Source organism: Nitrospinota bacterium, assembly GCA_035528715.1.
Lineage (GTDB): Bacteria > JADFOP01 > JADFOP01 > DATKYB01 > DATKYB01 > DATKYB01.
In genome coordinates this window covers 1-7029 of the sequence record DATKYB010000039.1, presented here as the reverse complement: position 1 = coordinate 7029, position 7029 = coordinate 1, and the positions used below count along the sequence as shown (strand labels likewise).

Below are 7029 nucleotides of genomic sequence, written 5' to 3'. Positions count from 1 at the left end.
TTCAGCAAAGGAGACTCTTTCTGAAATCAATCCAGATGTAACCATTGAACCGGTCACGGAAAAGATTACTAAGGAAAACATTGATCGTTTTGCCCATGATGCCGATTTGATTATCGACTGTCTCGATAACTTCCCGACCCGGCATCTCTTGAACGAATACAGTGTCAAAACCAAAAAACCCTTTATCCATGGCGGTATCTATGGAATGTCAGGACAGCTCACCTTTTTCCATCCCCCTGAAACGGGGTGTCTTGCGTGCATCTTTCCTTCATCTCCGGAGAAGGAGGTTTTTCCTGTATTAGGAGCAACACCAGCGGTTATCGCAACCTTACAAGCGATGGAAGCGATAAAATTTCTCCTCGGCAAGGGTACGAATCTCAAAAATCGTCTTTTAACCTGGGACGGGGAAAAGATGGAATTTCGCAAATTAAATATTAAAAAGTCCCCTAATTGTCCTGTGTGTGGCAATGGAAAAGGATTTTAATAATAAATTTTAAATTTAAAATCTTTACAAGCCGAGGAAAATCTTTTATCCTTTTATTTTTAAAGAGCTTTTAGGAAAAATTCAATAGGGGGGATAGTTTGATTACTATTCCGAAATCTATCGTTGATAAGATGATTACTCATTCCAAGAAAGAGTATCCCCATGAGGGCTGCGGCTTATTATCAGGACAAAACGGAAAGATATCTTATATCTATGAGATTGAAAATGATGATAAAAACCCAGATACTTATTTTATGAATCCAAAAGATCTCCTAGACGCTCACAAGGAAATAAGAGAAAAAAGTCTTGAGTTAATAGGAATCTATCATTCTCATACTCATTCGGATGCTTATCCATCAAAGACAGATATAGAAAAATCCTTTTGGCCTGAATCAGATTTGCCTTTGTTCCCTGAAACTTTCTACTTTATCATTTCTCTCCAAGATTTAAACAAGCCTGTTATAAAAGTCTTCGATATAAAAAAGGGTCAAATAGAAGAGAAAGAATTTAGTATAGTCAAATAGTGATAAGAAAAGGAGGGCAGATGTGAGACTCTCAACAAGAGGTAGATATGCGGTCAGGTCAATGGTAGATTTAGCCTATCATTCTGAGAAACTTCCGATATCGTTATCAGAGATTTCAAAGAGGCAGGACATATCATTACATTATTTAGAGCAGCTCTACGTTAAGCTGAGGAAAGCTCGTTTGGTTAAGAGTGTCAGGGGCCCTGGGGGCGGATATTTATTAGCCAAAAAATCTAATAATATAAGTATAAAGGATATATTGTTAGCCGTTAATGAGAATATGTATCCTGTTCAATGCATAAGCGTTAAGGATTTTTGTGATAGAATAGATAGATGTGTAACAAGGCTGGTCTGGAAGAAGCTAGGAGATCAGATTCACAAATTTTTTGAGTCGATTACACTGAAAGATTTATCTGAAGAGTATGACAAGATATTAAAAAGATAATCAGAACCAATTATATATTGAGGTATTAAATGGCAAAAAGAAGCAAAAAAAAGGGCTCAGAGAAATTTTTAGACAAGAGAAAAAATCAGAAAAAAAGCTTCTTGCTTTGGATTGGAGCTGGAATTGCAGTAGCTATCATTATTCGTGCTTTTTTAGGCCACATGCCCTTTATGAGCAAAGGAGGTAAAAAGGGGAAGTCCTTCTATGTTCAGGGAGGTGAAACACGCCCTGTACTTCCTCCCTCAATGTTTACAGGCATGACCAGAGCAGCATATATGCTGCGGCAAAAAAATATCCCCGTGTAATGGACGAGGTCTTTTGTTATTGCACTTGTGATGAGCCGCCTTTCTATCATAAAAGCCTTTTGAGTTGTTTTGTTGAAAATCATGGTGCAGGCTGACTGCTCTGTCAGAAGGAGGCCCTGAGGGCAGCCCAGCTTTACGAACAAGGGAAATCAATCGAAGAGATAAAGAGAGCAATTGATAGGGAATTTAAAAGCTAAATCCATTTTTCACTCTGGCTAATCTTTTTTCATGCCTGTCTCTCATCACCGAAGGATTAGTGGATAAGTCATTTATATAACCAAAAAGTGCTTCTACAAGATTAACTCAGTTGACAATCCTCAATCACCATGATAATTTTTGCATGTTTTTTTATTTTGGAGAGATCGAATTGACGGGTATCATCCTAGCAGGGGGAAAGAACAAAAGGATTGGAAAGGATAAATCTTTTATAAAAATAGGTGGGATAACTATCATTGATAGAGCCTTTTCTACCCTATCAAGGATATTTAAGGATATTATCATTATTACAGATACTCCAGATCTCTATTCTTATCTTGGTTGCAAGATATATTCAGACATTATACCGGGCAAAGATTCTTTGGGTGGTATTTATACAGGGCTAAAAGTATCTTCATCTAAACATAATTTTATTTTTGCATGTGATATGCCCTTTCTAAATGAGTCTTTAATAAAATATATGATAGGAATTACAAAGGATTCAGATATCGTCATACCACGGAGCAAAAAAGGCTTTGAGCCTCTTCATGCGATATATTCAAAGGTTTGCATTCCTTATATTGAGAAACTAATTGAGGGGAACAATTTGAGAATCTTGGATTTCTTTACTCATGTAAAAGTTAAAGAGATAGGAATTTCAGAGATAGCCACATATGATCCTAAAGAAATTGCCTTTTTAAATCTTAACACAGAAGAGGATATATTGAGAGCTGAAGCAGTTGAAAAATCTCTTTATGAGGAACATGAGGCATGATACCAATTGTTTCGATTGTTGGGAAATCTGATAGCGGAAAGACAACATTGATGGAAAAACTTATTCCAGAATTAAAGAACAGAGGCTATAGGGTTGCTACAATAAAGCATCATATTCATGGCTTTGAAATTGACAAAGAGGGAAAGGATACCTGGAGGCATACCAAGGCAGGTGCTGATGAAGTAGTTATCTCTTCACCTAATAAGTTGGCCATTATAAAAGTGGTAGATAAAGAGTATACCTTGGACAAAATAGGATCATCCATCATTAAGGATGTAGATATTATTCTCACAGAAGGTTATAAAAAGGGGGACAAGCCCAAGATTGAGGTATTTCGATCTGAGGTCCATAAAGAGCTCCTCTGCACAGATGAAGATAATCTCATTGCGATTGTCAGTGACAGAAGATTTGATAGGGGTGTTCCCTGTTTTGATATAAATGATATTAAAGGCTTAGCAGACCTCTTGGAAAAAACCTTTTTAAAAAAAATTAAATAAGAATGAGACACCTTTGCTGTTATTTTTTTTATTGCTCTTTAAATCTTCTACAATAATGAAAAAGATGGGAAGAATTGACTTGAAATATAATATTGAATATATTCGTCGAATAATCTTTGCCTTTTGAGGAGATTTTTTGAAAAATTTTGATTGGAAAAATATTAAATTTAATCCCAAGATTCCTCGTCAAATAATCAGTTTGGCTGTGATTTTTGCAATAGTAATCGGAGCTTTTATCATAGGGCGAATATTTTTTGTTCCCCATTCATTTGGAAAGTATGGACACTACCGTGGTAATGCGCTGGATGAAATTGCTTCTCAGAAGATCAATTATGCCGGATATCAGGTATGTACAAACTGCCATAGTAACATTTATAATTCCTTAACAAAGTCTAACCATAAGGGAGTATCGTGCGAAACATGCCATGGGCCTGCGGCAAAACATACCAGTTCACCTGGTGAATATAAACCGATTGTCCCTAGGGAACGCGAACATTGTCAGCTCTGTCACGCTTTCAATCCCTCAAGACCTACAGGCTTTCCCCAGATTATTGCAGAAACCCATAATCCTGGAAAAGCATGTATGGCATGCCATGAACCGCACAACCCTCTCGTGCCCCAAGTTATTTCTGAATGCAGCGCCTGCCATCGAACCATAGTCAATCAAAAGAGGGTCTCGCATCATGCATCCCTTTCCTGTGAACAATGTCATAAGGTTACAGAGAAACACCTAACTAACCCAAAACTCGAAAAAGCTGGAAAGCCAGTAGAAAGAGCATTTTGTGGGCAGTGCCACGCCAAAGATGCTGATAGTCTCAAGGAAATCCGTCGTATCGACCTCAGTACTCACGGCGGACGCTACTTGTGCTGGGAATGCCATTATCCTCATTATCCGGAGGCGAAGCGATGAAAAAGAATTCTTTTCAATTATATCGAAGAGATTTTTTGAAAAGCTGCTATAAAGCGCTTTCGTTTGCCGGGATATTTTACCTTTCTTTTCAGCCTGAAAAGCTCCTTTTCAGTAGAGAAAATAGCCAGTATGATCCAACAAAGCACTGGTATGGAATGGGGATAGATATTCATAAATGTATCGGTTGTGGAAGATGCGTAGATGCCTGCAAAAAAGAAAATAATATCTCCAGAGAACCGATTTATTTCCGAACCTGGATTGAAAGATATATCGTTCCCATAGAGGGGGAAACCTATGTAGACAGCCCAAATGGCGGTATTGACGGCTTTCCTGAGTTCAAAGGTGATATCGATATATTAAAGACATACTTTGTTCCCAAGATATGTAACCAGTGCGCTAAACCTCCGTGTGTCCAGGTATGCCCTGTCGGCGCAACTTTTCTCAGCCAAGACGGAGTGGTCCTTGTTGATGAGAAGTGGTGTATCGGTTGCCGTTATTGTATTCAAGCCTGCCCCTACGGAGCCCGCTACCTCCATCCTGTTAAAAAAGTAGCTGATAAATGTACATTCTGCTATCACCGTATTATAAAGGGCTCCCTTCCTGCCTGTGTTGAGGTCTGCCCAACTCAGACTCGAATCTTTGGTGAGGTTGGATTACAGAGTAGTCCTTTAAGACGATTTGTCCGTTTTAATGACATTATCGTTATGAAACAATATCTGAATACTGAACCTAAGGTCTATTATTCTGGTGCTGATATGGAGGTGAGATAATTTGCTGGATATAAGCATGACTAATATGATACCTGAGTTTCAGCATATAACTGGATTTATTTATCCTAATGAGTTTGAGCTCCACTGGGGAACCTTAATAGTGGTCTATCCTTATATAACAGGGTTAGTAGCTGGTGCTTTCATTCTTGCTTCTCTCGAAAGAGTATTCAATGTAAAGGTATTGCAACCTGTATATAGATTATCTCTTTTGGCTGCGCTCGCTTTTCTCCTTGTAGCACCTCTTCCGCTTATCATTCATCTTGGGCGTCCAGAACGTGCTTTCGAGATGTTTTTAACACCCTCTACACAATCGGCAATGGCCATGTTTGGGTTTGTTTATGCATGGTATTTGATGGTGGTATTACTCTTGGAGATATGGTTTGACTATCGAAAAGAAATCGTAATCTGGTCCAAAGAAAAAAAGGGATTGAGTAAGTATCTCTATAAGATTCTCACCTTGGGCGCAGCAGATATTTCAGAGCCATCCTTAAATTTTGACGAAAAAATTGGAAGAGTTATCACCATCATCGGTATCCCTTCAGCATTCCTCCTCCATGGCTATGTTGGCTTTATTTTCGGAGCGGTCAAGGCGAATCCCTGGTGGAGCAGTGTGCTGATGCCAATCGTTTTTCTTTTTTCAGCGATGGTTTCTGGTATTGCTTTAGTATTTTTAATTTACATGGTCACCTCTATGTTTCGCTGGAAAGAGATGAATATGGGTTGTCTTAATAAGCTGGCCGAACTACTTCTCTATGCTATGATTATTGACTTTTCACTGGAGCTGCTGGACTTCATCCATAGGCTTTATGAGTCAGAGGAATCTATTAAGATTTTGGCAGAGTTAATAAAAGGCAGGCTGTTTATCAGCTTGATAGTTTCGCAGATTATTATTGGCAGCCTTGCACCGATGATAACAATAACTTGGGCGAGATTTTTCAAGATCCCAGATGAAATGCGAAGGATGGTCTATTTTGTCGCTGCTATTCTCGTGCAGATAGGTATTTTCAGTACGCGGTGGAATGTTGTCATTGGCGGTCAGCTATTCTCAAAAAGCCTCCGAGGTCTAACAGTTTATAAACTAGAATTATTGGGAATAGAAGGTTTATTGATGGCTGCCTTTTTATTAATATTACCGCTTGTCATCCTTTATATTCTCTGTAAAGTATTGCCTCCCTGGGTTGAAAACGAAGGCGAATTCCAAACCTCAGAAATTGAAACTTAGGCTTGATCTACGCCTCATAAACCTCTTCCCTCTTAAAAGCAGTCTTTCTTATATGTAAACTTTTCTTCTATTTTCCCCTTGATTTATTTGCCAAAAAGATTTAATTTTTCACACGGATAAATTTAAAAACAGAGTTGTTTTATTGGTTGTTTAAGATCTACAGGGATAATTTTTCAAATGATTAAACGCTCTTTAACACCAAAAAAAATGATGGATGTATATCATCAATTGCTGAAACAAGTTGGGCCTCGCCACTGGTGGCCTGCAGATTCTCCTTTTGAGGTTATTATTGGAGCAATTTTGACGCAGAACACTGCCTGGGCAAATGTAGAAAAAACCATCAACAATCTCAAACAGAACAATTTACTCTCTGCAAAGACACTCGATAAGATCTCTGAGAAAGAACTGGCAATCTTGCTCCGTCCTTCTGGATATTTCAATCAAAAGGCAAAGAAGACCAAGCAATTTGTGAAATATTTTCTGAATCACTATCAGGGTTCAATAAAAAAGATGTCTCAAAGAGACACAAAGGTTTTACATAATGAGCTACTATCGATTTATGGCATTGGAGAGGAAACAGCCGATTCAATTCTTCTCTATGCATTGCAAAAACCGATTTTTGTTGTGGATACCTATACACGTCGTATCCTTTATCGCCATGGATGGTTCCATGAAAACCCAAGCTATCAGGAATTACAGGAATTTTTTATGCAGCGTCTTCCAACCGATGTTGCTCTTTTTAACGAGTTCCATGCATTGCTGGATTATATCGGGCATTTTTATTGTCATAAGTCACCTCGCTGTGATCTGTGTCCGCTTAAAAATAGATTATCAAAAAAGAGAGCTTTATTATGAAGGCAATTGTTTTTGATGGAGAGAGCTTAAAACTAAAAAAGGTGGGG

The 7029-nt window shown here is 38.3% G+C and carries 9 protein-coding genes and 1 pseudogene; all 10 read left to right on the top strand.

Features of this window, described 5'->3' with window-relative positions:
- Window positions 1-484, top strand: a 484-nt coding sequence (locus tag VMW81_02640; protein ID HUU49841.1) for a HesA/MoeB/ThiF family protein, incomplete at its 5' end; no start/stop codon positions are given.
- 98 nt (window positions 485-582) lie between these two features.
- The gene (locus VMW81_02635; GenBank protein HUU49840.1) at window positions 583-1008 is read left to right on the top strand and encodes a M67 family metallopeptidase; all 426 of its coding nucleotides are present in this window, start codon (window positions 583-585) and stop codon (window positions 1006-1008) included.
- Window positions 1009-1030: 22 nt separating this feature from the next.
- On the top strand, window positions 1031-1453 hold the full coding sequence (locus tag VMW81_02630) for an Rrf2 family transcriptional regulator (GenBank protein HUU49839.1): 423 nt from the start codon (window positions 1031-1033) through the stop codon (window positions 1451-1453).
- A 29-nt stretch (window positions 1454-1482) separates the two neighbouring features.
- Window positions 1483-1955, top strand: a pseudogene (locus VMW81_02625) (CYCXC family (seleno)protein).
- A gap of 143 nt (window positions 1956-2098) precedes the next feature.
- Entirely contained in the window at window positions 2099-2728 is a 630-nt protein-coding gene (locus VMW81_02620) for a molybdenum cofactor guanylyltransferase (GenBank protein HUU49838.1), read from the top strand.
- Window positions 2725-3225, top strand: coding sequence for a molybdopterin-guanine dinucleotide biosynthesis protein B (gene mobB / locus VMW81_02615; protein HUU49837.1), 501 nt, complete (start codon window positions 2725-2727; stop codon window positions 3223-3225). The genes VMW81_02620 and mobB overlap by 4 nt, the downstream gene beginning before the upstream one ends.
- A gap of 136 nt (window positions 3226-3361) precedes the next feature.
- Window positions 3362-4135, top strand: a complete 774-nt coding sequence (locus VMW81_02610; protein ID HUU49836.1) for a hypothetical protein — start codon at window positions 3362-3364, stop codon at window positions 4133-4135.
- Window positions 4132-4905, top strand: a complete 774-nt coding sequence (locus tag VMW81_02605) for a 4Fe-4S dicluster domain-containing protein (protein HUU49835.1) — start codon at window positions 4132-4134, stop codon at window positions 4903-4905. Before VMW81_02610 ends, VMW81_02605 begins: the two co-directional genes overlap by 4 nt.
- A gap of 16 nt (window positions 4906-4921) precedes the next feature.
- The gene (gene nrfD / locus VMW81_02600; GenBank protein HUU49834.1) at window positions 4922-6127 is read left to right on the top strand and encodes an NrfD/PsrC family molybdoenzyme membrane anchor subunit; all 1206 of its coding nucleotides are present in this window, start codon (window positions 4922-4924) and stop codon (window positions 6125-6127) included.
- Between the two features lie 177 nt (window positions 6128-6304).
- Complete coding sequence (locus tag VMW81_02595; GenBank protein HUU49833.1) at window positions 6305-6982, top strand: endonuclease III domain-containing protein; 678 nt, start codon at window positions 6305-6307, stop codon at window positions 6980-6982.
- The last annotated feature ends 47 nt before the right edge of the window (window positions 6983-7029 follow it).